This window comes from Yoonia vestfoldensis DSM 16212 (assembly GCF_000382265.1).
Lineage (GTDB): Bacteria > Pseudomonadota > Alphaproteobacteria > Rhodobacterales > Rhodobacteraceae > Yoonia > Yoonia vestfoldensis.
Map to the genome: position 1 here is coordinate 25304 of NZ_KB907992.1, position 25737 is coordinate 51040.

The following is a 25737-nucleotide window of genomic DNA, read 5'->3' on the forward strand; positions in this document are numbered from 1 at the left end:
CGTCCGCATTAAGGGTGCGTTCACCCTGACCTGCTCAAACTGTCTGGTAGCCAATGAAAGGACGAATCGCCATGGACGGAACCGAAAGCCTCTTGGTCACCCGCGCACCGACAGCCCAACGGCCCCTGATGGGGCTGACGGTGCTACTTGTCGAAGACAGCCGTTTCGCCAGCGAAGCCGTGCGCCTGCTCTGCCTGCGGTCGGGCGCGCGTATCCGGCGCGCCGACAGTCTGCATACCGCGCAGCGGCATCTGGCGGTCTATCGCCCGTCGGTCGCTCTGGTCGATCTGGGGCTGCCAGACGGGTCAGGGCTGGATCTGATCGGCACCCTTGCGCGCATGGCGCCGCGCATCCAGGTGATCATCGGCACAAGCGGTGATGAAACCGCCCGTGATGCGGTGATCAGGGCGGGGGCAGATGGATTTCTGGCCAAGCCGATCGACAATCTGGCAGCCTTTCAGACCGCGATCCTGCAACACCTGCCATCGGACAGGCAGCCGCCAAGCCCGCGCACCTTGCCGGACGAACGGGTGGAACCCGACAGGATCGCGTTGCGCGATGATCTTTCGCAGGTCGCGCAACTGCTTGGACAGCCTGATCCAACCCGTACGCTGCCCTATGTGATGCAATTCCTTGGGGATGTGGCACGCAATGGAAAGGACGCCGACCTGTCCCGTGCCGTCCGGGCGGTCGAAACCTCGCGGAACAGGTCACAGAATCCCCGCGCCCATATCATGGCGCTGTCGCAACTGGTGCAGCAGCGCATCGCGGCGGGCGGCCTGATTTAGCTTTCGGGTGGGACGACGCGCAGGCGCAATTCGCGCAATTGTTCGTTCATCGGTTCCGACGGCGCGCCCATCATCAGGTCTTCGGCGCGCTGGTTCATCGGGAACATGATGACCTCGCGGATGTTGGACGCATCGGCCAGCAGCATGACGATCCGGTCGATGCCCGCCGCACAGCCACCGTGTGGCGGCGCACCATACTGGAACGCGTTGACCATGCCGCCGAACCGCTTGCGCACCTCATCCTCGCCATAGCCCGCGATCTCGAAAGCCTTGAACATGATCTCGGGCTTGTGGTTGCGGATCGCGCCCGACACCAGCTCATAGCCGTTGCAGGCCAGATCATACTGAAAGCCGCGCACGGCAAGCGGGTCGCCCTGCAACGCCTCCATCCCGCCTTGCGGCATGGAAAACGGGTTGTGTTCGAAATCAATCTTGCCGGTTTCCGCATCCTGTTCGTAGATCGGGAAATCCACGATCCAGGCAAAGGCGAACCGGTCCTTGTCGGTCAGGCCCAGTTCGTCACCGATGACGGTGCGCGCGCGGCCAGCCACTGCCTCGAATGTCTTGGGCTTGCCGCCAAGGAAAAACGCCGCATCGCCCAGACCCAAACCCAGCTGCTGGCGGATCGCCTCGGTCCGCTCTGGCCCGATGTTCTTGGCAAGCGGACCAGCGGCTTCCATCCCGTCGTCGCCTTCACGCCAGAAGATATACCCCATCCCGGGTAGCCCTTCTTTCTGGGCAAAGGCGTTCATGCGGTCGCAGAACTTGCGCGACCCGCCGGTGGGTGCGGGAATGGCGCGGATTTCGGTGCCGTCCTGCTCCAAGAGCTTGGCGAAGATCGCGAAACCACTGTCGCGGAAATGGTCGGAAACCACCTGCATCTTGATCGGGTTGCGCAGGTCGGGCTTGTCGGTGCCGTACCACAGGGCTGCATCTTTATAGGAAATCTGCTCCCACGTCTGGTCGACTTTGCGCCCGCCACCGAATTCCTCGAAAATCCCGCCGATCACCGGCTGGATCGTGTCGAACACATCCTGCTGGGTGACGAAGGACATTTCCAAATCCAATTGGTAGAAATCCGTGGGCGAGCGGTCCGCACGAGGGTCCTCGTCGCGGAAACAGGGCGCGATCTGGAAATATTTGTCGTAGCCGCTGACCATGATCAGCTGCTTGAACTGCTGCGGCGCCTGCGGCAGCGCATAGAACTTGCCCGGATGCAGGCGGCTTGGCACCAGAAAATCCCGCGCGCCTTCGGGGCTGGATGCGGTGATGATCGGCGTCTGGTATTCGCGGAACCCCTTGTCCCACATCCGCCGCCGCATGGAGGCGACGACATCGGACCGCAATTTCATATTAGTCTGCATCGCCTCGCGGCGCAGGTCGAGATAGCGGTACTTCAGCCGCGTTTCCTCGGGATATTCCTGATCGCCGAACACCATCAGCGGCAGTTCCTTGGCGGCACCCAGCACTTCGATGTCGCGGATGAAAACCTCGATCTCGCCCGTGGGCAGCTTGGGGTTCACAAGTGCCGCATCGCGCGCCTTCACCTCGCCATCGATACGGATACAATATTCGGACCGCACCTTTTCGACATCGGCAAAGGCAGGGGAATCCGGGTCGCACAGCACCTGCGTGATCCCGTAATGGTCGCGCAGGTCGATGAACAGGATGCCGCCGTGATCGCGCACACGATTGACCCAGCCGGACAGACGCACGGTTTCACCCACGTTGGCGGCGGTCAGGTCGGCACAGGTATGGCTGCGATAGGCATGCATGGATCAGGTCCCCAGTCGGATAATGTCGGCCCGATACACCCCTTTGCCCTGCCAGTGTCAACCATCTGCTTCTTTGGAGCCCAAATATCCCCGCCGGAGGCCGGATATTTCATGGAAAATCATGTCCGCAGATCACAATTCGTCTGACAGCCGCGCGATCCGGGCCTTGATTTCGTCCATTCCTGCACGTTCGATGACCTTGCTCTCGCCCGACACGTCAAGCAAAGCGGCACCGCCCGGCGTGAACATCGCAAGATAGAGCGCGCCATTTGTGACCAGAACCCAGCAGATTTGGCGATCCGCCAGTGAAATGTCGGTCGGACGTGGGGCCATGGCGTCAACGTTGACGATACCAAAGGCATTCCACAGCAAATGATACAAAGCGACCGCCGCCTGTGTATCCGCCGCGATCGTTGCGATTTCCTGCGCCTCGGCAAACCGCGCGTCGGCCAGTTTCGCGCCGACATAGGGTGTCGCGAACTTGCCAGCCGTTCCACTGCGCAGGGCTTCAGTGAATTTGTCGCGCTCAGCCCAGCCCGGCATCTGGTCACCCTCTGTCATCATGCGCTTGTATATCGCAACGCCGTCATCATCGGGCACCACGAAATGCGGACCGTCCACCGTACCGACCGTGAACACCATTTTGCTCGCGCCATCGACTTGCATATAGCTGCCTCCGCCCAATTGCGTCAGCAGGGTGCCGCTCGCGGAACGCGCCAGACCCAACGCCATCGCAACGCGCATCGGGTCCGACATCCGGGCTGCAAGCTCGGCGATGATCCGCGCCTCGTCACGCACGGCCCGCTTGGGGTTCAGCCGGGCCAGTGCATCGATCTCTGCATCATAGGTATCATCGGCGACCACATGCAAATCCGGCCAACCGCGGATCCATGCAGCGTTCAGATCCGCCATCGGCACGGTCTTTTCTGCGGCATAGAACGCTGTGTCCAATTCATCCAGAAAAGCCGCACGTCCCCCTCCGAAACCGGTCTGACCTAGCGCCTGATCCGGGTTCTGGGCGACCCAATCCATCATCTTGTCCAGCAATCCCAGATGCGCCACAGCCCCCATCCCGGCCAGCCCGGCGCGCGCATTGGTCGTGGTGCTGTCATAGTTTTTGCCGCAATTATGGATGAACTGGCTGTGCCCGCCATTATTGACCTGCGCGAGGTAATAATCCGCGTGATAGGACCGGATCGCCTGAACCGGCACCTCGTTCCCACGATATTTACCGATGTTGTTCATCGCATTCACGAAGTCGATGACAGCGGACACGAGATACCAGCTTTCCTGTTCGGACCTGTCAAAGGCCGACCGCCGCACCACAACCTTTTGCAGGACCGAGGCGGGCGCTACTGCCGCCTTGGTGATCTTTTGCTGCGTCGCGGGCTTTGATTTCCGAAACCAACCAAACATCGCCAATCCCCTTTTCCGTTCACGCCGTTACCTTGCCGGTTTTTTTCTGGCATGCCGCTTCTTTCGCAGCAATCCGGCCATTCAGGAAAATCCGTTCCGGCAAACCCCTTGCACCCCCCAATTCAATGCCTATAACGCGGAACAATTTGCATGTTCACAAGGGGCCCGTGATGCCAAAACGCACCGACATCAAGTCGATCATGATCATCGGCGCGGGACCCATCATCATCGGGCAAGCCTGCGAATTCGACTATTCCGGCGCGCAAGCCTGCAAGGCGCTGCGCGAGGAAGGATATCGGGTGATCCTCGTCAACTCGAACCCCGCGACGATCATGACCGATCCGGGGCTGGCCGACGCCACCTATATCGAACCCATCACCCCCGAAATCGTGGCCAAGATCATCGAAAAGGAACGGCCCGACGCGCTGCTGCCCACGATGGGCGGGCAGACGGGGCTGAACACCGCGCTGGCGCTGGCAGACATGGGCGTGCTGGAAAAATTCGGGGTCGAGATGATCGGCGCGAAACGCGAAGCCATCGAGATGGCCGAAGACCGCAAACTCTTCCGCGAGGCGATGGACCGTCTGGGGATCGAAAACCCCAAGGCCACGATCATCACCGCGCCCAAGGGAGCGAATGGCAAGCGTGATATCAAGGCGGGCCTGCAACTGGCCATCGACGCCATCGAATATGTGGGCCTGCCCGCGATCATCCGCCCTGCCTTTACCCTTGGCGGGACGGGCGGCGGTGTCGCCTACAACCGCGAACAATATGAATATTATTGCCGCACGGGCATGGAAGCGTCCCCCGTCGGGCAGATTCTGGTCGATGAATCCCTGCTGGGCTGGAAAGAATTCGAGATGGAGGTCGTGCGCGACAAGGCCGACAACGCCATCATCGTCTGCGCGATTGAAAACGTCGATCCGATGGGCGTGCATACCGGCGACAGCATCACCGTCGCCCCTGCCCTGACGCTGACCGACAAGGAATACCAGATCATGCGCAACGGCAGCATCGCCGTGCTGCGCGAGATCGGGGTCGAAACCGGCGGGTCGAACGTGCAATGGGCGATCAACCCCGCCGACGGACGCATGGTCGTGATCGAAATGAACCCGCGCGTGTCGCGTTCGTCCGCACTCGCCTCCAAAGCCACCGGTTTCCCGATTGCCAAGATCGCGGCGAAACTGGCGGTGGGCTATACGCTGGATGAGCTCGACAACGACATCACCGGCGTCACGCCCGCATCCTTCGAGCCGACCATCGACTATGTCGTCACGAAAATCCCGCGCTTCGCCTTCGAGAAATTCGCAGGCTCCGAACCGCACCTGACCACTGCGATGAAATCCGTGGGCGAGGCGATGGCGATCGGCCGCACCTTCCACGAATCGATGCAGAAGGCGCTGGCATCCTTGGAAACCGGCCTGACCGGTTTTGACGAAATCGCCATCGCCGGCGCGCCCGATGCTGCCGCCATCACCAAGGCGCTGGCGCAACAGACCCCCGACCGTATCCGCGTGATCGCCCAAGCCATGCGCTATGGCATGTCGGACGACGACATCAACGCAGTCACCAAATTCGATCCGTGGTTCCTTGCCCGCATCCGCGAGATTATCGACGCCGAGGCCGAGATCCGCAAAAACGGCCTGCCCATAACCGAAACCGGCCTGCGCCGCATCAAGATGATGGGCTTCACCGATGCCCGTCTGGCCAAGCTGACCGGCCGGACCGAAGATAACGTCCGCCGCGCGCGCCACAACCTTGGCGTGACGGCCGTGTTCAAACGGATCGACACCTGCGGCGCGGAATTCGAGGCGCAGACGCCGTATATGTATTCGACCTACGAAAGCCCCGTCATGGGCGATGTCGAATGCGAGGCGCGCCCGTCGAACCGCAAGAAAGTCGTCATTCTTGGTGGTGGTCCGAACCGGATCGGCCAAGGGATCGAATTCGATTATTGCTGCTGTCATGCCTGCTATGCCCTGACCGATCAGGGCTATGAGACCATCATGATCAACTGCAACCCCGAAACCGTGTCGACCGATTACGATACATCTGACCGGCTCTATTTCGAACCGCTGACGTTCGAGCATGTGATGGAAATCCTGCGGGTCGAACAGGAAAACGGGGTGCTGCACGGTGTCATCGTGCAATTCGGCGGCCAGACGCCGCTGAAACTTGCCAATGCGCTGCATGACGCGGGTATCCCGATCCTTGGCACCACGCCCGACGCCATCGATCTGGCCGAGGACCGTGAACGGTTCCAGCAACTGGTGCAGAAACTGGGGCTGAAACAGCCCGTCAACGGCATCGCCCATTCCGACGCCGAAGCCTTCGAAATCGCCAAGACCATCGGTTTCCCCCTCGTGATCCGCCCGTCCTATGTGCTGGGGGGGCGCGCGATGGAAATCGTGCGCGATCAGGCGCAGCTGGAACGCTATATCTCTGACGCGGTGGTCGTGTCCGGCGACAGCCCCGTGTTGCTTGACAGCTATCTGTCGGGCGCGGTCGAGGTGGACGTGGATTGCCTGTCCGACGGCACTGCCACACATGTCGCAGGCATCATGCAGCATATCGAAGAGGCGGGCGTGCATTCCGGTGACAGCGCCTGTTCGCTGCCGCCCTATTCGCTGTCGCCCGCGATGATCGCGGAAATCCGCGTGCAGACCGAAAAACTGGCCAAGGCGCTGAATGTCGTCGGCCTGATGAACATCCAGTTCGCGGTGAAAAACGAAGAGGTTTACCTGATCGAGGTGAACCCCCGCGCATCGCGCACCGTGCCTTTTGTCGCCAAAGCGACTGATTCAGCTATCGCCTCTATCGCAGCTAGGCTGATGGCGGGTGAGCCTTTGTCCAACTTCCCACTGCGCGCACCCTATCCGGTCACGGAAAACCCGATGGACGTGCTGCCTTTGGGCGATGCATTCACGCTGGCGGACCCCAACACGCCCTGGTTCTCGGTCAAAGAGGCCGTGCTGCCCTTCGCCCGTTTCCCCGGTGTGGATACGATCCTTGGCCCCGAAATGCGGTCGACAGGTGAGGTGATGGGCTGGGACAGGTCCTTCCCCCGGGCCTTCCTCAAGGCGCAGATGGGCGCGGGCACCAACCTGCCCACCGAAGGCACCGTATTCATTTCGATCCGCGATGAAGACAAAACGGCGGATATGGTCGAAGCGGGTAAAATCCTCCTCTCGCTCGGGTTTCAGATCGTGGCGACGCGCGGCACCGCCGCATGGCTGACTGAACACCAGATTGATTGCGAAATCGTCAACAAGGTCTATGAGGGCGGGCTGACCATCGTCGACCGCCTCAAGGATGGCCATATCGCGCTGGTGTTCAACACCACCGAAGGCGCGCAGGCCGTCGAGGACAGCCGCGACATCCGCGCCGTGGCGCTCTATGACAAGATCCCCTATTTCACCACCGCCGCCGCCAGCCATGCCGCCGTGCTTGCCATGCAGGCGCGTGAAGAGGGCGACATCGGCGTGCGCGCGTTGCAGGGCTGACCGGACGCCGCGTCCCGATGGACAATCCGGCCACCGCTGCCCTAGGGTAGCGCACGATTTACGGGAGCGGACATGCACAAGGCAGCCATCACCGGGACGGGCGTGTTCACCCCGTCCCAGGTCATCACCAATGACGAACTGGTCGCGGCCTTCAACGCCCATGCGGACCTGTGGAACGCGCAGAACGCCGACGCCATCGGCGCGGGCGCGGTCGAGGCCAAGCCGCATTCCTCGGCCGAGTTCATCCTTGCCGCCTCTGGCATCGAACAGCGCTATGTGTTGGATAAATCCGGCGTGATGGACCCTGCGCGCATGTTCCCGCGCCTGCCGCAGCGCCCCGATGACGCGCCCGGCTACATGGCGGAAATCGGCCTTGATGCCGCGCAAAAGGCGCTGGCGGCAGCGGGCGTGGATGCTGCGGATGTCGATCTGGTGATCTGTGCCGCGTCCAACATGGAACGCGCCTATCCGGCGATTGCCGTGGAAATCCAGCAGCTTCTGGGTGCGGGGGGCTTTGCTTTCGACATGAACGTCGCCTGTTCGAGTGCCACTTTCGGCATCCAGACAGCCGCCGACATGATCCGTGCGGGGTCGATCCGACGCGCGCTGGTCGTGAACCCCGAGATTTGCAGCGCCCATCTGGAATGGCGCGACCGCGATTGCCATTTCATTTTCGGCGATGTGGCGACGGCGACCCTGCTGGAACGCGACGAGGGGCTGGACAAGCCACGCTTCAAGGTCCTGTCCACCCGTTGTGCCACCCAGTTCAGCAACAACATCCGCAACAACAACGGCTTTCTGCGCCGCACCCATGACGCGATGGAGGACCGCCGCGACATGCAGTTCATGCAGAACGGGCGCAAGGTCTTCAAAGAGGTGCTGCCTTTGGTCAGCCAGCACATCGCCGACCATCTGGAAGCGGAAGGCGTCAGCGCCGACAGCCTGCGCAGGCTCTGGCTGCACCAGGCCAACAAGACAATGAACGATTACATTGGACGCAAGGTGCTGGGGCGCGTGCCTGCGCCGGACGAACAGCCCAACATCCTGCAGGATTATGCCAATACGTCATCCGCCGGGTCGATCATCGCCTTTGCCAAAAATTCCGCCGATCTGGTGCCTGGCGACAAGGGGCTGATCTGTTCCTTCGGCGCGGGCTATTCGGTCGGGTCGGTGATCGTTGAACGGGCCTGAGCGGGGTCAGGCCTTTGTCCAGACCGCCATCGCCGTGCCACCAGGTTCGCGGAATTCGAACCGTCGCCCGCCGGGGAAATCGAAAATCTCTTTGGTGATTTCTGCACCTGCGGCGCTGATCCGGTCATAGGCGGCCTGCAAATCGTCAGCGTGCAGCACGACAAGCGGGGGCTGCGCGGCGGCCCGTTCAAGCCCGCCACCGATGCCCGCCCCCTGAATGTCGCGGTAATCCGGACCGTAATCGACAAAATCCCAGCCAAAGGCCGTGGCAAAGAATGCCTGCGTCGCCTCCAGCGTGTCGCTGTAGAATTCAACGTAATCGATCTGCAAGCTCTGAGTCATGGTATCATCCACCTTCTCTGCCCACCCAATGTTCGCGATACGTTCTGACATGTCAACAATCAAACGGCAGGACACAGGGTCTTGCCAATGCGGCGGCCAGCGGGCAAATCAGCGGAATGGCAAAGCTCTATTTCAACTATTCCACCATGAACGCGGGCAAATCGACCGTGCTTTTGCAGGCGTCGCACAATTATATCGAACGCGGCATGCAGACCTATCTGATGATCGCACAGCTCGATAACCGCGCAGGCCATGGCCGGATCGGCAGCCGGATCGGGATCGGTGCGGATGCCGATACTTTCGCCCCAGGCGAGGACCTTTTCGCCAAGATAAAGGCGCGGCTGGAGGCTGGCCCCTGCGCCTGCGTGTTCATCGACGAGGCGCAGTTTCTGGACCCCGCACAGGTCTGGCAACTGGCGCGCGCGGTCGATGATCTGGGCGTGCCGATCATGACCTTTGGCTTGCGCGTCGATTTTCTGGGGGCGTTGTTTCCAGGGTCTGCCGCGCTGCTGGCGCTGGCGGATGAGATGCGCGAGGTCCGCACGATCTGCCATTGCGGCAAGAAGGCGACGATGGTCGTGCGCAAAGATGCCGATGGTCGTGTCTTGAGCACCGGCGACCAGATCGTGATCGGCGGCAATGACCGCTATGTGTCGCTGTGTCGCCGTCATTGGCGGCAGGAAATGGGCGAGGACGTGCCCGAGAAGGAAAACTTTTAGGCCTCCGGCGGGGATATTTGGGCTCGGAAGATGAGGTCAATAAAAGCTTTGCGGGTCGATATCGATTGCAAGGCGCAGGTTCGCGGGCAACCTGAATTGCGCGACCCATTGCGCGAGTGCTGTTTGCAAAGGCGCGGATTTGTCGGCCTTGACCAGCAGGCGCACGCGGTGTTTCCCGCGCACGCGGGCGATGGGGGCGGGGGCGGGGCCGAACACCTGCGCGCCAATCTGGCGCAGAGGTGCGTCGCGGCGGGCCATGTCGTTGCCGAGATCAAACACCGCTTTCAGGTCCGGCCCGCTGAGGATAATACCCGCCATCCGCCCGTAGGGTGGCACGCCAGCCGCGCGGCGCTCAGTCGCCTCGGCTGACCAAAAGCTCTCCTCGTCCCCGTTCAGGATCGCGCGGATCACGGGGTGGTCGGGCTGGTAGGTCTGCAACAGGGCGACACCGGGCGTTTCCGCCCGCCCCGCACGGCCTGCGACCTGCCGCATCAGTTGGAAGGTCCGTTCAGCCGCACGCAGGTCGGACCCTTGCAGGCCCAGATCGGCGTCGATCACGCCGACCAGCGTCAACAGCGGAAAGTTATGCCCTTTCGCAACCAGCTGCGTGCCGATGATGATATCGGTGCCACCCGCAGCGATTTCGGCGATATGGGCCTTCATCGCGCGGGCAGAGCCGTAAAGGTCCGATGACAGCACGGCGATACGGGCCTCGGGGAACAGCGCCGCGACTTCCTCGCCCATGCGTTCCACGCCGGGGCCGACAGCGGCGAGTTTGTCGGCAGCCCCGCAGGACGGGCAGATCACGGGGATCGGTTTGGTTTCACCGCATTGGTGGCACATCAGCCGTTTCTGAAACCGATGTTCCACCATCCGCGCATCGCAATGGTCGCAGCCGATCTGGTGCCCGCAGGCCCGACACAGCGTGACCGGCGCATAGCCGCGCCGGTTCAGAAAGATCAGCGATTGTTCGCCTTTTTCCAACCTGTCGGCGATGGCGTCGCGCAGGGTAGGTGACACCCACCGTCCATGCGGCAAATCCTCGACCCGCATGTCGATGGCGGCCATGTCCGGCATGACCGCCGCGCCAAACCGCGCGGTCAGGTCCAGCCGCACGTATTTGCCCGCCTGCGCATTGGCCCAGCTTTCCAGACTGGGCGTGGCCGAAGCCAGCACCACATGCGCCCCGCAAAGTGCGGCCCGCAGCACCGCCATATCGCGGGCGTTATAGAGCACGCCGTCCTCTTGTTTGTAGGACGTGTCGTGTTCTTCATCGACGACGATCAGGCCAAGGCTCTGGAACGGCAGGAACAGCGCAGACCGTGCGCCCACGACCAGCTGCGCATCGCCCTGCCCGACCATCCGCCAGCAGCGGCGGCGTTCGGTCATGGTCACGCCCGAATGCCATTCGGCGGGGCGCATCCCAAAACGCGCCTCGACCCGTTCGATGAATTCGCCGGAAAGTGCGATTTCGGGCAGCAGCACCAACGCCTGTTTGCCCATACGCAGGGCTTCGGCGACGGCCTCGAGGTACACCTCGGTCTTGCCCGATCCCGTGACACCTTTCAGCAGGGTCGTGCCATAGCAATCCTTGCGCAAAGCCGCGCGCAGCGCCGCGGCCCCTGCCGCCTGATCGGGGTTCAGCGTCTTGCCACCGTGGTCTGGGTCAAGCCGCGGGTATGGCGTGTCGCGCGGCGCGTCTTCTTCCAGAACCGCACCTTGGGCCACCAGCCCCTTGACCACCGAGGACCCGACATCCGCGGCCTCGGCCAATTCGCCAAGGGTAAAGGCCAGCCCGCCATAGTCGCGCAGCACGGCCAGCACCTTGTCGCGGGCGCCGGTCCTGCGGTCGGGGTCGCGGGGGCCAAGGCGGTAGACCTTGCGCATGGAAGGCGCATCGCCCAACCCCGGCGCGCGGGTGCCAAGGCGCAGCATCGCGGGCATCGGTGTCAGCGTGTAATCGGCGGCACGGGTCAGAAAATCGCGCATTTCATCGCGCATGGGTGCGAGGTCGAGCACGCGGATCACCGACCGGATTTTCGCAAGGTCGTAATCCCCCTGCCCCGGCCCCCAGACGACGCCCAGCACCTTGCGCGGCCCAAGCGGCACCTCGACAAAGGCACCCAGATGGCAGCCGCCTTCGGGGGCCCTGTAGTCAAGCAGCCGGTCAAGCGGCTGGGTCGTCAGCACGCCGACCAGATCGCCTTGGGGGAAATAGCTTGGGATCATAACCGCCTTTTGAGGGTTCACGCTGCCTGCGTCCTCAGGTAAACGCTGGACCAACAAACACCAACCCATCCCCGGAGGGAAGTTATGAAGTTTTTCGTCGACACGGCCGAACTTGACCAGATCAGGGAACTGCACGACCTCGGCATGGTGGACGGGGTCACCACGAACCCGTCGCTGATCGCGAAATCGGGGCGCGACATTCTCGAAGTCACCAAGGAAATCTGCGATCTCGTCAAAGGTCCGGTGTCCGCCGAAGTCGTGGCGCTCGATGCCGAAACCATGCTGGCCGAAGGCCGCAAGCTGGCCAAAATCGCCGACAACATCGCCGTCAAGGTGCCGCTGACTTGGGCGGGTCTCAAGACCTGCAAGACGCTGTCGGACGACGGCATCATGGTCAACGTGACCCTGTGCTTTTCGGCCAATCAGGCGCTGCTGGCGGCCAAGGCGGGGGCGACATTCATCAGCCCCTTCATCGGGCGGCTTGATGACATCAACCTCGACGGTCTGGAACTGATCGAGGATATCCGCACGATCTATGACAATTACGGCTTCAAGACGCAGATCCTTGCCGCGTCGATCCGCACCGCCAACCACATGTCCGATTGCGCCAAGATCGGGGCCGATGTGGCCACCGCACCACCTGCCGTCATCAAGGCGATGGCGAACCATATCCTGACGGACAAGGGTCTGGCGGGCTTTATGGCTGATGTGGAAAAGGCCGGTATCAAGATCCTCTGATGCAAAAGGCGTAAGGTGGGTCCGGCCCCACCTTACCTGCCGCCTTTGGCAAAAACGCCACGCCATGGCGCCGTGCCAAAAAAAGTTGCGGCATCCCGTCGGCGGACCTGCTAGTTTGTGTCAAAACAAAAGCAGAGCAGTCCCATGACCAACACCTCACTGGCGGATGATCTTCGCGCGAAGATCATTGCGAATCCCGATTTCCTTTTGGACGACCATGACGTGATGCGCGCATTGGTCGGCGCCAATGACGATGCGCGCGGCGGCAATATCGTCGATCTGCGCGCCATCGCGATGGAACGGCTGGAGGCGCGTTTCGACCGGCTGGAAGACACGCACCGCAATGTCATCGCCGCCGCCTATGACAATCTGGCGGGCACCAATCAGGTGCATCGCGCAATCCTGCGGATGATGGATGCCGATACATTCGCAAGCTTTCTGCAGGACCTGACCGGCGATGTCGCCGATACATTGCGCGTCGATGCGATCCGGCTCGCGCTTGAGGCGGATGCGCCCGCGGACCATCCTGAAATGGACCCTGCCATCGTCGTCGTCGCTGCGGGTTTCGTCGAAGATTACATCACCCTTGGTCGGAACATGCCTGCCCGGCAGGTCACCTTGCGCAAGTTCCAGAACGTCGGTGCCAGCCTTTACGGCGACCGGGCACCGTTCATCCAATCCGAGGCCTGCCTGAAACTCGACCTTGGCGCAGGGCGCCGCCCCGCGATGCTGGTCATGGGCAGCGAAAACCCCGCGCAGTTCAGCCAACAGCAAGGCACCGACCTGCTGGCGTTCTTTACCGGCGTTCTGGAACGTGTGCTGCGCCGCTGGCTGGCCTGATGGCGTTCATCTCGCCCGCGCTGACGGCCATGCTGGATCGCTGGCTCGATCACGAACGCGCGCTGGCCGGTGTCGCCGCCAACACGCTCAAGGCGTATAGGGCCGATGTGCTGGGCTTCATGGCGTTCCTGACGCAGCACAACGGCGATGCGCAGGGGCTTGCGCCGCTTGCGCGCGTCACGTTGGCGGACATGCGCGCCTGGATGGCCCATGAACGCGGGCGCGGTGTGGCGGCACGCTCGCTCGCGCGGTCGCTGTCGGCGGTCAAGTCGTTCTATCGCTGGCTCGCCGCGCGCGAAGGGTTCGAGCCTACAGCCGTTTTGTCCACGCGCTCGCCCAAGTTCCAGCCCAAGCTGCCTCGTCCGCTGACGGCCCCTGCTGCCAGCGACATGATCGACCATATCGGGTTGCAGGCGCGCGACCCTTGGGTTGCGGCCCGCGATACCGCTGTCGTCACCCTGCTGTACGGCTGCGGCTTGCGGATATCGGAGGCGCTGTCGCTGCAAGGCCGCGATGCACCGCTGCCCCCGGTGCTGCGGATCACCGGCAAGGGCGGCAAGGAACGGATCGTCCCGGTGCTGGAAATCGCACGCGAGGCTGTCGCGCGCTATCTGCGGCTGTGCCCTTATGAAACCGCATCTGACGCACCGTTGTTCCGCGCCGTGCGGGGTGGCCCGCTTGCCCCGCGCGCAATCCAGAAGGTCGTGGAACAGACGCGCCTGCAACTGGGCCTGCCCGCGACGGCAACGCCCCACGCCCTGCGCCATTCCTTTGCCACGCATCTGATGGCGGCGGGCGGTGATCTGCGCAGTATTCAGGAACTGTTGGGACATGCGTCGCTGTCCACCACGCAAGCCTATACGGCGGTCGATGCAGCACAACTGATGGCTGTCTATGACCGCGCCCATCCCAAAGCCTGAGCCAAAGCCAGAGATTGCCGTTGCCCTGTGATGAGAATTGGATATGACGGTTCAATGACTTTACGCGCCAAGGCCCTTTTTGTTCACCTGCTGACAGCCTCGGGTGCCGTTTTCGCGATGCTGGCGATGCTGGCGGCGGTGGATCAGAAATGGGACCTGATGTTCCTGTGGCTGGTCGTGGCGTTTTTCGTCGACGGGATCGACGGGCCGTTGGCGCGCCGATACGAGGTCAAGCGCAACGCCCCGGTCTTTGACGGCGTTCTGCTGGACCTTATCATCGACTATCTGACCTATGTGTTCGTACCGGCCTATGCGCTGTTCAAATCCGGTCTGCTGCCGGGTTGGACGGGATGGCTTGCGATCATCGTGATCACCTTCACCTCGGCGCTGTATTTCGCGGACACGCGGATGAAGACGAAGGATTATTCCTTTTCGGGCTTTCCCGGCTGCTGGAACATGCTGGTCTTGGTGATCTTTGCTCTGGAGCCGAATTTCTGGGTCTCGCTGGTACTGGTATCCTCGCTGGCAGTGGGGATGTTCGTGCCGCTGAAATTCGTCCATCCCGTGCGCACGAAACGCTGGCGGATGGTGACGCTGCCGATGGCGCTGGCCTGGACGATCTTTGCGGGCTGGGCGGCTTGGGTCGATTTCCACCCCGAGACGCTGGCCCATTGGGGGTTGATCGTCACATCCGTCTATCTGCTGTTCGCAGGCATCGCGCAGCAGATCATGTATGGCAAGGACGGGTGAAAACTTTTTGGCCTCCGGCGGGGATATATTTACTCGAACGATGAGAAAAGGGCGGCACTTGATGCCGCCCTTTTGCGTTTCAGCCCAAGGCGTCGTTGCAGCGCCCGCAGACCCCCGGATGGGCATGGGTGCCGACATCGGGCAGGATTTTCCAGCAACGTTCGCATTTCTCGCCTGTCGCATGGTCAAAGACCACGGCGATATCGGCCACATCGTCGAGCCGGAATGCGCCTTCGGGGGCGGTATCGGTGCTGATGGTGATGCCCGACGTGATGCAGAGATCGTCAAAGCTGGTGGTGTCCAGCACCCGTGCCACATCCGCGCTGACATATACGGTCGGTGCCGCCTCGAGCGAGGCGCCGATCACCTTGGCGGTGCGTTCCACCTCCAATGCGCCCGTCACGACACGGCGGGCGCGGCGGACAGTGGCCCATTTCGCGGCCAGCGCATCGTCGCGCCAGTCGGCGGGGGTTTCGGCGAAGTCTTCCAGATGGACCGAGCTGTCGTCGCCGGGGAAGCGTTCGAGCCAGACTTCTTCCATCGTGAAGCACAGCATGGGGGCCAGCCAGCGGGTGATCCGGTGGAACAGGATATCGAGCACGGTGCGCGCGGCCCGGCGGCGCGCGGTGTCGCCGTCACAGTAAAGCGCGTCCTTGCGCACGTCGAAATAGAAGGCCGAGAGGTCCACCGTGGCGAAGGTAAAGATCGCTTGGAACACACCCTGGAAATCGTAAGCTGCGTAACCGTCGCGGACGGTCACGTCGAGTTCGGCCAGACGGTGCAGTACCCAGCGTTCCAGTTCGGGCATGTCGGCGGGGGCCACACGGTCAGCCTCTGAAAAATCGGCCAGCGACCCCAGCATATAGCGCATCGTGTTGCGCAGGCGGCGATAGCTGTCGGCGACACCTTTCAGGATCTCATCCCCGATCCGCAAATCAGCGGTATAATCCGACTGCGCCACCCAGAGCCGCAGGATATCGGCGCCATATTGTTGCACGACCTTTTCGGGCGCGATGGTGTTGCCGATGGATTTGGACATTTTCATGCCCTTCTGGTCCAGCGTGAACCCATGCGTCAGCACCCCACGATAAGGGGCGTGACCCATCGTGCCGCAGGCCTGCAGCATCGAGGAATGGAACCAGCCGCGATGCTGGTCGGTGCCTTCGAGATACAGATCGGCCATGCCGTCGGTAGACCCGTCGGCGCGGTCGCGCAGCACGAAGGCGTGGGTCGAACCGCTGTCGAACCAAACGTCCAGAATGTCGAACACCTGATCATAGGCGTCAGGGTCGACGATGCCCGTCAAGAACCGGTCTTTCGCGCCGTCCTTGTACCATGCGTCAGCGCCTTCGGCCTCGAACGCCGCCAGCACGCGGGCGTTCACATCGACGTTGCGCAGCAGGAAATCAGGATCGCTGGGTTGCGCACCCTTCTTTGTGAAACAGGTCAGCGGCACGCCCCAGGCGCGTTGGCGCGACAGCACCCAATCAGGCCGCGCCTCGATCATGGAATAAAGCCGGTTGCGGCCAGTCTTGGGTGTCCAAGTGACCAGTTCGTCGATGGACCGCAGCGCGCGTTCGCGGATCGTGGTGCCGTATTGGTCCAGACCATCGCCCACCGCCTTGTCGATCGCGGCAAACCATTGCGGGCGGTTCAGGCGGATCACGGGGGCCTTGGAGCGCCAGCTATGCGCGTCGGAAATCGTGATGCGCTTGGTTGCGATGAGGGCTGTGACCTCTTTGAGCTTGTCGATGACGACCTTGTTGGCCCCACCGGGTTTGCCGTTGGGTTTCAGGATCGCCTCACCGCCGAAGAAAGGCAGATCGGGGCGGTAGGAACTGTCGTCGAGGATGTTATAGGTCATCGGCAGGCCATGTTTGACCCCGATGGCATAATCGTCATCGCCGTGGCTGGGCGCGGTATGGACAAAGCCGGTGCCGGCGCTGTCGGTCACATGTTCGCCGGGCAGCAAGGGCACGTTAAAGTCCCATTCACCCGCGCCACCTTTGGCCCCGCGCAGCGGATGGGCGCAGACCAAGGCTTCCAATTCGTCGACCTGCACGCTGCGGATGCGGCGGTACATCGTGTCGTCAAGACGTGCCGCGCCCAGCGCATCGGCGGCCAGCGCATCGGCCAATAGATAGGTATCGCCGACTTTTGCCCAGCTTTCGTCAGGTACGCCTGTGACCTCGTAAAGGCCATATGCGATGCTCGGCCCGAAACAGATCGCGCGGTTCTGCGGGATCGTCCAGGGCGTCGTCGTCCAGATCACCACCTTGGCGGCCAACAGCTGCGCCTCGCGGGTCATGCCTGCGGCCATGATCGCGTGGCGGGCTTCGGGCGTTTCCTCTTCATTGGCCAACGCCGCCATGTTGTCGCGCTCAGCCGAAGCGGCGGAGACGATGGGAAACTTGACCCAGATCGCATCGGTCTGCCGGTCGTGGTATTCGACCTCGGCCTCGGCCAGCGCGGTCTTTTCCACGGGCGACCACATCACGGGCTTGGAGCCTTGGTACAGCGTTCCGTTCATCAGGAATTTCTGGAATTCCTCAGCGATCACGCGTTCGGCGTGAAAAGCCATCGTCAGATAAGGGTCGTCCCAATTGCCGGTGATGCCAAGGCGCTTGAATTCCTCGCGCTGGATATCGACCCAGCCTTCGGCGAACTTCCGGCATTCCTGCCGGAAATCGACGACATTGATGGCGTCCTTGTCCTGCCCCTTGGCGCGGTATTTTTCCTCGATTTTCCATTCGATGGGCAGGCCGTGGCAATCCCAGCCCGGCACATAGCGCGCGTCGCGGCCCATCATCTGCTGGCTGCGCACGACCATATCTTTCAGGATCTTGTTCAGCGCGTGGCCGATATGCAGGTTGCCGTTCGCATAAGGCGGGCCGTCATGCAGGGTAAACGGCTTGCGCCCTTCCGCCTTGGCGCGGAGTTTGTCGTAGACACCGATCTGCGCCCAGCGTGCAAGCCATTCGGGTTCGCGTTTTGGCAGGCCAGCGCGCATCGGGAAATCGGTCTGCGGCAGGTTCAGCGTGTCTTTGTAATCAGTGGTCTCGGCGCACATGTGTCGCGTCCTTTGGGCAATCATGAATTCTGGAAAGATGAGGCGCGGTGCGCAATCGCTTGCACCATGGTCCCGGCCGGTTCAGACGCCTAAACCGCCGGGCAAGTAATGCGTTGGATCATCATGCGTGTCATGGCCGAGCTTATAGAACCCAAGTCCCGCAGGGTAAAGCCGTGATAACACCATCCGGAGCGGTGCGCATGGCCCAGACCACATACCGGCCGGAAAAGGTCAGCGGCAATAGGTGCCGCTGCGATACCGCGCCGTGTCGAAATGGAAATGATCCAGATGGAAACGGTTCGCGTCAGGGCCAAGCACTGTCCCGAACGGCCCGCAGGCCGCGCGCCACATCCGGCGCAGGATGGGGCCGTGTGCCGCACTGTCCCATCCGCGCAGAACGGTGATGTCAGAGCCGTAGCGCAGATTAATCGCCGCAATGTCCACGGCACGCCCCAGCGCATGTTCGGACAATCGCCCGCCCGATGCATTGTTGCGGTTCCGGCAGGCATAATGCGACGCGATCCGCAGGCTGGAGATGCCACCCCCAAAATCGCCGACGGCCGCTGTGGCACCGTCCTTCACCCAATCTTTCAGGGCGGTCGCCGTGCGACAATCCATCGTTGCCTGCGGCACCAGCGTCACACCGGCGACCGCGCGCACGCGCACGGCATCAGTGACACCACAGGCACCCGGACCGTCGACCGTACCCAGCACCAACCCTTGAATAGCGACATCGCCGCAAATCTGGCCACGCTGGCGCGCAACGCGCTGTTCCTCGGCGGCGGCTTCGATGCTGGCAGGACGCGCCTTGGGGCGCAAGGATTGCTGGACCACGGCGGGCGGGACGATAACCTCGGGCCGTGCAACAGGGCGCAGGGCAGGCGAAGCTGCCGTTCCGCCGTCATCTTCCTGCGCCGCCAAAGGCCCGGCCCAAAGGGCAAGCCCAATGGCAAGCACGCGCATCATTCCGGCTTTGCCGCGGGCTTGCGGCCGAAATTGGGGGCATCTGTGTCCTGCCCCGCGTCTATAATCGACCGGCGGATCGCCCGTGTGCGCGTGAAATAGGCGTGCAGATGATCGCCGTCGCCACGCCGGATCGCGCGCTGCAAGGCAAAGAGCTCCTCGGTGAACCGCCCCAGAATCTGCAAGGTCGCATCCTTGTTGTTCAGGAACACATCGCGCCACATCGTCGGATCGGACGCCGCGATCCGCGTGAAATCACGAAAGCCCGCGGCGGAATATTTGATGACTTCGCTGTCGGTCACACGGCGCAGGTCGTCGGCGACACCGACCATCGTATAGGCGATCAAGTGAGGCGTGTGACTGGTGACGGCCAGCACCAGATCATGGTGCTCGGCGTCCATCTCGTCGACATTGCTGCCCATGCCACGCCACAGATCGGCCAGTCGCGCGACAGCGGCGGGATCGGTGCCTTCGGCAGGGACCAGAATGCAGAAACGGTTGTCGAAAAGCTCTGCAAACCCCGAGCGCGGACCGGAATGTTCAGTCCCCGCCAGCGGATGCGCGGGAATGAAATGCACGCCTTCGGGCACGAAAGGGGCGACCGCATCAATCACCGCGGATTTCACCGACCCCACATCGCTGAGCGTGGCACCGGGCTTCAAATGCGGCGCAATCTCGCGCGCGACATCCTCCATCGCGCCAACGGGGACGCAGAGGACAACCAGATCGGCCCCTGCCACAGCCTCGGCCGCCGTGTCAGACACCTGATCGCACAGCCCGATCTCGCGCGCGATGGCACGGGTTTCAGCGGATCTTGCGTAACCCGCAATCTCGCGCGTAAGGCCAGCACGCCTGATCGCATGGCACATGGACGACGCGATCAGGCCCAGCCCGATCAGCGCGACCTTGTCATAGATCACCGCCATCAGCGCGAGCCCTTGAACTGCCCGACGGCATGCACGACCCGGCGACAGGCCGATTCGTCGCCCACGGTGATCCGCAGGCAGTGCGGCAAACCATAGCCCGCCACCTGCCGCACGATGATCCCCTGCGACCGCAGATAGGCATCGCAGGCCTGCGCCTCGGCGGGGCTGCCGAAACGGGCAAGGATGAAATTGGCGCTGGAGGGATCTGAAGGCACACCCAATTCCGCAAGGCCCGCCGCCAGCCAGTCGCGCCAGCGGGCGTTCTCGACGCGGCAGCGCTCGGTGTGGGCGGTATCGCGCATCGCGGCTTCTGCGGCGGCAAGGGCGGCGGCGGACAGGTTGAACGGCCCGCGCAGCCGGTTCAGCACGTCGATCACGGTTTGCGGACCGTAAGCCCAGCCCACGCGCATCCCGCCCAGACCGTAGATCTTGGAAAAGGTGCGCGTCATGATGACATTCTCGCGCGCCTCGACCAACGCGCGGCCAGCATCGAAGCCCTCGACATATTCGGCATAGGCGCCGTCCAGCACCAGCAAAGCCTGCGGCGGCAGACCGGCGGCAAGGCGCGCGACCTCGGCCTCGGGGATCATCGTACCGGTGGGGTTGGCAGGGTTCGCCAGATAGATCAGCCGCGTGCGGTCGGTGCAGGCGGCAAGGATCGCATCCACATCGACCACGCGGTCGCGTTCGGGCACGATGACGGGCGTGGCGCCGCAAGCATGGGCATAGATCGGATACATCGAAAAGCCGTGTTCGGTGAACACGACCTCGGTGCCCGGTCCGGCATAGCCTTCGGCCAGCAGTTTGAGGATCTCGCCTGACCCCACGCCGCAGACCACGCGCGCGGCATCGACGCCCCAGACATCGGCGATGGCCGCGCGCAGATCGGCATGATCGGTCGAGGGATAGCGGTGCAAATCATGGCCCGCACGCGAAAACGCCTGCATCGCCGCAGGGCTTGGCCCAAGCGGGTTCTCATTCGAGGAGAGTTTGAGCACATTGCTCTGCCCTTCAAGCCGCGATGCCCCGCCAACATAAAGCGCGATATCGAGAATGCCGGGTTGCGGTTCAATACCAGTTACCATGATCGGGTCTTCCACTTTAAATCGCGCCCGTTCTACCCGCGCGACCACGCCGTGACCAGAGACAAGACAGCGCGATCATCTTCCGAGCAAAAATATCCCCGCGCGGAGCGCCTTCGGGTTTGCCAAAACCCGGATCAGGTCGCCAGCACGTTGCGGAATTGCCAGGGGTCGGTTTCGTCGATGTCCTCGGGGAAATGTTCCCAGCGGTCCTGCAAAGGCGTCCAGTCGGTATAATGCGCTTCGACCGCGCCAAGGTAGGGGCGCTGCACGTCAAGGCACCGGACATGGTCCATCTCGTCGGTCTCGACGATCCCGGCTTGCGGGTTCTCCAGCGCCCAGACCATCCCCGCCAGCACGGCGGATGTCACCTGCATCCCCGTCGCGTTCTGGTAGGGGGCAAGCGTCTTGGTCTCTTCGTTCGACAGGCGCGATCCGAACCAGAGCGCGTTTTTCGCATGCCCGTAAATCAGCACGCCCAATTCGTCGATGCCGGTGACAATCTCGTCCACGTCGAGGATTTCATGCACCACCTGCTGGCGCCCCGCGCCAAACATCTCGTGCAGCGACAGCACCGCATCGTCGCAGGGGTGATAGGCATAATGGCAGGTCGGGCGAAACGCGGGCGCAGCCGGATCGCCGACGGTATAGTAATCCGAGATGCTGATCGCCTCGTTATGGGTGACCAGAAAGCCGAATTGCGGCCCCGGTGTCGGGCACCATGTATGCACGCGGGTGATCGCACCGGGCCGTTCGATCCAGATCCCCGCCTGACAGCCCGTCGCGTGACGATGGCCGTTGTCGGGAAACCACGTCTCGTGCGTGCCCCAGCCCAGTTCGGCGGGCTGGAAGCCTTCGGCGATGAAACCCTCGACCGACCATGTGTTGACGAACACATCGCGCGGACGCGGCTTTGCGCGGGCCTGCGTGTCGCGTTCAGCGATATGCACGCCCTTGACGCCAAGGTCCTGCATCAGGCGCGCCCAGCCCGAACGGTCTGCGGGCACGGGATCATCGCGGCCCAGATCGCGCGACAGGGTCATCAGCCCTTCTTTTACAAACCAGCTGACCATGCCGGGGTTCGCACCACAGCAGGACACCGCCGTCGTGCCACCGGGGTTGGCGGCCTTTTCGTCGCGCACCTTCTGGCGCAAGGCATAATTCGTGCGCTGCGCATTGTCGGTGGTGTCGAAATAGAAACCTGCCCAAGGTTCGACCACGGTGTCGATGTAAAGCACTCCTAGGTCGCGGCAGAATTTCATCAGGTCGAGCGACGAGGTATCCACCGACAGGTTCACGCAAAAGCCGCGCCCGTCGGGAAAGAGTTCGCCTAGCACTTCGCGGTAATTGTCTTGCGTCAGCGCAAGCTGGTGATGCGTGATCCCCTGTTCGGCCAGCAGAGGGGCCGCGGCGGAATTGGGCTCAATCACGCTCAACAGTGCCGGATCATGGTCGAAATGGCGCTGGATCAGCGGAAGCGTGCCTTTGCCGATTGAACCATAGCCGATCATCACGATCGGACCGTCGATACGACCATGGATTGGGTGCGCCATCATCATCCCCCTGTTTCAAGTTGACCGTGGATAACGGATCATCCCGCAAAAGGAAACCTTGGCAGGCCCGCGTCCAAAACGAAAAAGCCGCCCCGAAGGGCGGCTTTGCGATCGCAGCACAAGTGCCGGATCAGTTCTTGGCGTAGAATTCGACGACGAGGTTCGGTTCCATCGTCACGGGATAAGGAACATCGCCCAGCGTCGGGGTGCGCACGAAGGTCGCAACCATCTTGTTGTGGTCGACTTCCATATAGTCGGGCACGTCACGCTCTGGCAGTTGGGCGGCCACAAGGACGATTTCCAGCTGCTTGGATTTCTGGCGCACTTCGATCACGTCGCCTTCTTTCACGCGGTAGGACGGAATGTTCACGCGCTGGCCGTTCACGGTCACGTGGCCGTGGTTCACGAACTGGCGGGCAGCGAACACGGTCGGCACGAACTTGGCGCGGTAGACGACAGCGTCCAGACGACGCTCCAGCAGGCCGATCAAGTTCTCGCCGGTGTCGCCCTTGACGCGTTCGGCTTCGGCATAGATGCGGCGGAACTGCTTTTCGGTCAGGTCGCCGTAGTAACCCTTCAGCTTCTGCTTGGCGCGCAGCTGGGTGCCGAAGTCGGACAGTTTGCCCTTGCGGCGCTGACCGTGCTGGCCGGGGCCGTATTCACGACGGTTGACGGGGGATTTCGGGCGGCCCCAGATGTTTTCACCCATCCGGCGGTCAATTTTGTACTTGGCAGCGGTACGTTTGGTCACGCGCTGATCTCCTTCTGTATGTTACGAAGGGCGTTGTCCTTTACGCGGATTTTGCCACGCCGACAGGGTTCCGCTTGCGCGGTCCACCAACACCAATGAAGTCGCGGCTTATAGACGGGAATCACGTGGTGTCAACGGCCCCTGACGGGTCAGGGAACGCAGGAATGTAAAAGTTTTGCCAAATTGTCACCACAACTGCCTGCCATATAGGCAACGGGACGGCAACAATGACCCAAGCGCCTTTTGTTAGTGAGTTTTCTGTTTGATCAGTCTGGCAGCCGCGTGGCCCGTGTTGCAGTCGTGAAGGGGTTTCGGCCCCGCACGTTGCGCATTGGATAGCCCGCCGCTTGCCAGTCTGCGATTGCTGTCCCACCCAAGAGGACGATTGCCTTCCCCCGCGGATCGGTCGATAGATCGCGGCATGGCCGATCTTGCCCCTGCCCCGCGTCTTTTGCATTTCGCCGCCGCTTTCGGAGCGGGCGGTCTTTTGTCGCTGATGGTGCTCTTCAACGGCACGCTGGCAGTTTACGGATCGCTGCTGTTCGCGTCATGGGTGCCGCATCTGACAGGCACGTTGCTCGCGATCATCATCCTGCTGGCACTGCGCCCGCGCCGCGCGAGCATGGTGCGCCCGCCGCTCTGGGCCTATCTGGGCGGCGTGTCCGGCGGCGTCACCGTGATGCTGACCTCGGCCACGGTCAACACCGCGCTCGCGCTTTCCGGCACGATCGCGCTGGGGCTGGCGGGACAGATGCTGTTCAGCCTTTTCGCCGATATCCGCGGTCTGTTCGGCCTGCCGCAGAGGATGCCGAAACCGCGTGACTATCTGGCGCTGGCGCTGATCATCGCGGGGAGCCTTGTTCTGATCTTCCTCGGCGGTGCGACATGATCGGCTTTGCGGCTCTTGCCTTGCTCGCAGGCGTGCTGGTGTCGCTGTCACGCCAGATCAACGGACGGTTGGCACTGTCCACATCGGCATGGGAATCGTCGTTCTGGAATCACATCGTGGGGCTGGGGTTCATCACGCTGGCGGCTGTTGTGTTCGGCGGCTTGTTCGCGGGTGCACCGCAGGATGCGCCGTGGTGGGCCTATCTCGGCGGGCCAGTCGGCGTTGTGTTCATCGCCGCAGGGTCATGGCTGATCGCGCGGATCGGGGCGGCGCAGACGGCGCTTTTGATCATCGCGGGGCAGATGATTTCGGGTGTCGTGATCGACATCGTCATGGGCACGGCGGGCAATGCGCTGGCGCGGGTCGTGGGCGTCGCCCTGATCCTTGCGGGCATGTGGGTCGCGCGGTCGGCCAAGGACTGACCGCGCTGGGCCTCAGGTGGTTTTCTTGTCGTTGACCACGCCGAGGGCGGCCACGCCGGAATTGCCCAGTTCCACCGTGGCGAAAGGGCCGCCGATGCAAAGATTGGCAAGGTCCTTGTTATCCAGTGGCGGTGTCTTGGCGAAGACATCCTTGGCGAATTGTTCGGCATTGTCCTTGGGCCGATAGCCCAGATGCCCCGCCTTGCTGTTGTCCACAACAGCCCGGTCGTTGTTGGAAATGCCCCAGACCTTGGTGAACCCCACGACAGGGCTGTCGATGGACCGTTCCACCAGATGGATCAGGTCGCCATAGGACAGCCATGTGCCGATGCTGCGCGCGTTGGTGGCCTGCGCGCAGGAAAAGATGCGCATGCAGACCGATTCAATGCCGCGCTTGTCCCAGTAGAGGCTTGCAAGATCCTCGGCGAAACACTTGGCCAGACCGTAATAGGTGTCAGGCTTATGTGGTGCGTCCAGCCCGATGGTGTCGGTTTTCAGATGCATCCCCACGGCATGAACAGAGCTGGCATAGACCACCCGTTTCACACCGCGGCGATAGGCGGCTTCCCAGACGTTGTAAGCCCCGATGATGTTGGATTGCAGGATATCGTCCCACGGCGCCTCGTCCCCGATGGCACCGAAATGCACGACCATGTCAGCGCCTTCCAGCACTGCCTCCATCGCGGCCAGATCGGCCAGATCGGCCTGCACATAGGACTCTCCGTCATAAAGCTTGCCGATCTCCGCCACGATATCGGTCGAGACGAGTTCATCGCACATCCGCGTCAGCGGTTCGCGCAGGTAAGACCCAAGCCGGCCTGCGGCCCCTGTCAAGACAAGTTTCTTCATGGCACTTCCTTTCGTCGCGGT

General features: G+C 62.4%; 21 protein-coding genes. 10 read left to right on the forward strand and 11 right to left on the reverse strand.

What is annotated here, in order from left to right; translation table 11 throughout:
- Positions 1-71 precede the first annotated feature (71 nt).
- On the forward strand, positions 72-788 hold the full coding sequence (locus H147_RS0116620; RefSeq protein WP_019956524.1) for a response regulator: 717 nt from the start codon (positions 72-74) through the stop codon (positions 786-788).
- On the opposite strand, the gene aspS is transcribed toward H147_RS0116620, so the two are convergent.
- Both aspS and H147_RS20410 read right to left on the reverse strand, forming a co-directional pair.
- Positions 785-2563 (reverse strand): aspartate--tRNA ligase, encoded by a 1779-nt coding sequence (aspS, locus tag H147_RS0116625; protein ID WP_019956525.1) that lies wholly within the window; start codon positions 2561-2563, stop codon positions 785-787. The two genes, H147_RS0116620 and aspS, sit on opposite strands and share 4 nt — an antisense overlap.
- A 132-nt stretch (positions 2564-2695) precedes the next feature.
- Positions 2696-3979: a DMP19 family protein gene (locus H147_RS20410; protein WP_019956526.1), complete on the reverse strand. Its 1284-nt coding sequence runs from the start codon at positions 3977-3979 to the stop codon at positions 2696-2698.
- Between the two features lie 170 nt (positions 3980-4149).
- Between H147_RS20410 and carB the strand changes: the two genes are divergently transcribed.
- Together carB and H147_RS0116640 are read left to right on the forward strand one after the other, a co-directional pair.
- Positions 4150-7482 carry a carbamoyl-phosphate synthase large subunit gene (gene carB / locus H147_RS0116635; RefSeq protein WP_019956527.1) on the forward strand — a complete coding sequence of 1111 codons (3333 nt, stop codon included), beginning with the start codon at positions 4150-4152 and terminating at the stop codon, positions 7480-7482.
- 72 nt (positions 7483-7554) lie between these two features.
- Positions 7555-8673 carry a beta-ketoacyl-ACP synthase III gene (locus H147_RS0116640; protein WP_019956528.1) on the forward strand — a complete coding sequence of 373 codons (1119 nt, stop codon included), beginning with the start codon at positions 7555-7557 and terminating at the stop codon, positions 8671-8673.
- A gap of 6 nt (positions 8674-8679) precedes the next feature.
- Here the strand turns inward: H147_RS0116640 and H147_RS0116645 are convergent, their stop codons facing one another.
- Positions 8680-9015: a VOC family protein gene (locus tag H147_RS0116645; RefSeq protein WP_026352630.1), complete on the reverse strand. Its 336-nt coding sequence runs from the start codon at positions 9013-9015 to the stop codon at positions 8680-8682.
- A 116-nt stretch (positions 9016-9131) separates the two neighbouring features.
- On the opposite strand from H147_RS0116645, the gene H147_RS0116650 reads away from it, so the two are divergent.
- On the forward strand, positions 9132-9734 hold the full coding sequence (locus H147_RS0116650; RefSeq protein WP_019956530.1) for a thymidine kinase: 603 nt from the start codon (positions 9132-9134) through the stop codon (positions 9732-9734).
- A gap of 36 nt (positions 9735-9770) precedes the next feature.
- Here the strand turns inward: H147_RS0116650 and H147_RS0116655 are convergent, their stop codons facing one another.
- Positions 9771-11963: a primosomal protein N' gene (locus tag H147_RS0116655; RefSeq protein ID WP_019956531.1), complete on the reverse strand. Its 2193-nt coding sequence runs from the start codon at positions 11961-11963 to the stop codon at positions 9771-9773.
- Positions 11964-12047: 84 nt separating this feature from the next.
- Between H147_RS0116655 and fsa the strand changes: the two genes are divergently transcribed.
- The 4 genes from fsa to H147_RS0116675 all read left to right on the forward strand — a co-directional run bounded on the left by fsa (position 12048) and on the right by H147_RS0116675 (position 15211).
- On the forward strand, positions 12048-12701 hold the full coding sequence (gene fsa / locus H147_RS0116660; protein ID WP_019956532.1) for a fructose-6-phosphate aldolase: 654 nt from the start codon (positions 12048-12050) through the stop codon (positions 12699-12701).
- Between the two features lie 144 nt (positions 12702-12845).
- A complete protein-coding gene (locus H147_RS0116665; RefSeq protein WP_019956533.1) occupies positions 12846-13541 on the forward strand; it encodes a DUF484 family protein in 696 nt (231 codons plus the stop codon).
- Positions 13541-14461 carry a tyrosine recombinase XerC gene (locus tag H147_RS0116670; RefSeq protein ID WP_019956534.1) on the forward strand — a complete coding sequence of 307 codons (921 nt, stop codon included), beginning with the start codon at positions 13541-13543 and terminating at the stop codon, positions 14459-14461. The genes H147_RS0116665 and H147_RS0116670 overlap by 1 nt, the downstream gene beginning before the upstream one ends.
- Positions 14462-14515: 54 nt before the next feature.
- Entirely contained in the window at positions 14516-15211 is a 696-nt protein-coding gene (locus H147_RS0116675; protein ID WP_019956535.1) for a CDP-alcohol phosphatidyltransferase family protein, read from the forward strand.
- Between the two features lie 79 nt (positions 15212-15290).
- Here the strand turns inward: H147_RS0116675 and ileS are convergent, their stop codons facing one another.
- The 6 genes from ileS to rpsD form a co-directional block, all read right to left on the reverse strand.
- Positions 15291-18281, reverse strand: coding sequence for an isoleucine--tRNA ligase (ileS, locus tag H147_RS0116680; RefSeq protein ID WP_019956536.1), 2991 nt, complete (start codon positions 18279-18281; stop codon positions 15291-15293).
- A 231-nt stretch (positions 18282-18512) separates the two neighbouring features.
- Positions 18513-19247 carry an extensin-like domain-containing protein gene (locus H147_RS0116685; RefSeq protein WP_019956537.1) on the reverse strand — a complete coding sequence of 245 codons (735 nt, stop codon included), beginning with the start codon at positions 19245-19247 and terminating at the stop codon, positions 18513-18515.
- Positions 19244-20170: a prephenate/arogenate dehydrogenase family protein gene (locus H147_RS0116690; protein ID WP_019956538.1), complete on the reverse strand. Its 927-nt coding sequence runs from the start codon at positions 20168-20170 to the stop codon at positions 19244-19246. Before H147_RS0116690 ends, H147_RS0116685 begins: the two co-directional genes overlap by 4 nt.
- Positions 20170-21255, reverse strand: a complete 1086-nt coding sequence (gene hisC, locus H147_RS0116695; protein WP_026352632.1) for a histidinol-phosphate transaminase — start codon at positions 21253-21255, stop codon at positions 20170-20172. The genes H147_RS0116690 and hisC overlap by 1 nt, the downstream gene beginning before the upstream one ends.
- A gap of 134 nt (positions 21256-21389) precedes the next feature.
- On the reverse strand, positions 21390-22811 hold the full coding sequence (locus H147_RS0116700; protein ID WP_019956540.1) for a homospermidine synthase: 1422 nt from the start codon (positions 22809-22811) through the stop codon (positions 21390-21392).
- 124 nt (positions 22812-22935) lie between these two features.
- Complete coding sequence (rpsD, locus tag H147_RS0116705; RefSeq protein ID WP_019956541.1) at positions 22936-23556, reverse strand: 30S ribosomal protein S4; 621 nt, start codon at positions 23554-23556, stop codon at positions 22936-22938.
- A 421-nt stretch (positions 23557-23977) separates the two neighbouring features.
- Between rpsD and H147_RS0116710 the strand changes: the two genes are divergently transcribed.
- Positions 23978-24445 carry a DMT family transporter gene (locus H147_RS0116710; RefSeq protein ID WP_019956542.1) on the forward strand — a complete coding sequence of 156 codons (468 nt, stop codon included), beginning with the start codon at positions 23978-23980 and terminating at the stop codon, positions 24443-24445.
- Positions 24442-24867: a DMT family transporter gene (locus H147_RS0116715; RefSeq protein WP_019956543.1), complete on the forward strand. Its 426-nt coding sequence runs from the start codon at positions 24442-24444 to the stop codon at positions 24865-24867. The genes H147_RS0116710 and H147_RS0116715 overlap by 4 nt, the downstream gene beginning before the upstream one ends.
- Before the next feature lie 12 nt (positions 24868-24879).
- On the opposite strand, the gene H147_RS0116720 is transcribed toward H147_RS0116715, so the two are convergent.
- The gene (locus tag H147_RS0116720; RefSeq protein WP_019956544.1) at positions 24880-25716 is read right to left on the reverse strand and encodes an NAD-dependent epimerase/dehydratase family protein; all 837 of its coding nucleotides are present in this window, start codon (positions 25714-25716) and stop codon (positions 24880-24882) included.
- Positions 25717-25737 lie beyond the last annotated feature (21 nt).

Excerpts from the sequence above, each read along its gene's own strand:
- H147_RS0116685 (WP_019956537.1), bottom strand. The coding sequence starts at position 19,247 with ATGATGCGCGTGCTTGCCATTGGGCTTGCCCTTTGGGCCGGGCCTTTG.
- aspS (WP_019956525.1), bottom strand. The coding sequence starts at position 2,563 with ATGCATGCCTATCGCAGCCATACCTGTGCCGACCTGACCGCCGCCAAC.
- H147_RS20410 (WP_019956526.1), bottom strand. The coding sequence starts at position 3,979 with ATGTTTGGTTGGTTTCGGAAATCAAAGCCCGCGACGCAGCAAAAGATC.
- H147_RS0116720 (WP_019956544.1), bottom strand. The coding sequence starts at position 25,716 with ATGAAGAAACTTGTCTTGACAGGGGCCGCAGGCCGGCTTGGGTCTTAC.
- H147_RS0116670 (WP_019956534.1), top strand. The coding sequence starts at position 13,541 with ATGGCGTTCATCTCGCCCGCGCTGACGGCCATGCTGGATCGCTGGCTC.
- H147_RS0116675 (WP_019956535.1), top strand. The coding sequence starts at position 14,516 with ATGACTTTACGCGCCAAGGCCCTTTTTGTTCACCTGCTGACAGCCTCG.
- carB (WP_019956527.1), top strand. The coding sequence starts at position 4,150 with ATGCCAAAACGCACCGACATCAAGTCGATCATGATCATCGGCGCGGGA.
- ileS (WP_019956536.1), bottom strand. The coding sequence starts at position 18,281 with ATGTGCGCCGAGACCACTGATTACAAAGACACGCTGAACCTGCCGCAG.
- H147_RS0116665 (WP_019956533.1), top strand. The coding sequence starts at position 12,846 with ATGACCAACACCTCACTGGCGGATGATCTTCGCGCGAAGATCATTGCG.
- H147_RS0116655 (WP_019956531.1), bottom strand. The coding sequence starts at position 11,963 with ATGATCCCAAGCTATTTCCCCCAAGGCGATCTGGTCGGCGTGCTGACG.
- H147_RS0116690 (WP_019956538.1), bottom strand. The coding sequence starts at position 20,170 with ATGGCGGTGATCTATGACAAGGTCGCGCTGATCGGGCTGGGCCTGATC.
- H147_RS0116710 (WP_019956542.1), top strand. The coding sequence starts at position 23,978 with ATGGCCGATCTTGCCCCTGCCCCGCGTCTTTTGCATTTCGCCGCCGCT.
- H147_RS0116700 (WP_019956540.1), bottom strand. The coding sequence starts at position 22,811 with ATGATGATGGCGCACCCAATCCATGGTCGTATCGACGGTCCGATCGTG.
- H147_RS0116645 (WP_026352630.1), bottom strand. The coding sequence starts at position 9,015 with ATGACTCAGAGCTTGCAGATCGATTACGTTGAATTCTACAGCGACACG.
- H147_RS0116640 (WP_019956528.1), top strand. The coding sequence starts at position 7,555 with ATGCACAAGGCAGCCATCACCGGGACGGGCGTGTTCACCCCGTCCCAG.
- hisC (WP_026352632.1), bottom strand. The coding sequence starts at position 21,255 with ATGGTAACTGGTATTGAACCGCAACCCGGCATTCTCGATATCGCGCTT.
- H147_RS0116620 (WP_019956524.1), top strand. The coding sequence starts at position 72 with ATGGACGGAACCGAAAGCCTCTTGGTCACCCGCGCACCGACAGCCCAA.
- fsa (WP_019956532.1), top strand. The coding sequence starts at position 12,048 with ATGAAGTTTTTCGTCGACACGGCCGAACTTGACCAGATCAGGGAACTG.
- H147_RS0116715 (WP_019956543.1), top strand. The coding sequence starts at position 24,442 with ATGATCGGCTTTGCGGCTCTTGCCTTGCTCGCAGGCGTGCTGGTGTCG.
- H147_RS0116650 (WP_019956530.1), top strand. The coding sequence starts at position 9,132 with ATGGCAAAGCTCTATTTCAACTATTCCACCATGAACGCGGGCAAATCG.